The sequence below is a fragment of the Acinetobacter sp. UBA2063 genome (assembly GCF_002333245.1).
Classification (GTDB): Bacteria; Pseudomonadota; Gammaproteobacteria; order Pseudomonadales; family Moraxellaceae; genus Acinetobacter; species Acinetobacter parvus.
The window spans coordinates 1-319 of the sequence record NZ_DDAH01000212.1 but is presented as its reverse complement, the minus strand read 5'-3'; the positions used below and the strand labels follow the sequence as shown (position 1 = coordinate 319).

Sequence of the window (319 nt, the reverse complement as noted above, 5' to 3'; positions counted from 1 at the left end):
GTACAACGGTGGAACTAGGCAATTCAGCACACATCAATGAGTTACTGTTTAAATTCAGTACTGTAAGTACGATATATTCTTCGCTTTTTTATAACAGGTACAATGGATATGAATTTTTATGAAATATTACATATCGCAGAAAATGCTCCCGATGAAATCATTAAATTAGCGTATAAAGGACTAGCACAAAAATATCATCCAGACCGCTATAAGGGTACAGATGCTAATCAAAAAATGGTTCAAATTAGAGAAGCATATGAAATTTTAAGTAATCCAATTAAAAGAACAGAATATGATAATTATCTCTGTACACGACAAA

The 319-nt window shown here is 31.3% G+C and carries 1 protein-coding gene; it reads left to right on the top strand.

Annotated elements, in window-relative coordinates:
• Positions 1 to 108: 108 nt before the first annotated feature.
• On the top strand, positions 109 to 319 hold a 211-nt coding region (locus B4H32_RS10130; RefSeq protein ID WP_286802762.1), incomplete at its 3' end, for a DnaJ domain-containing protein.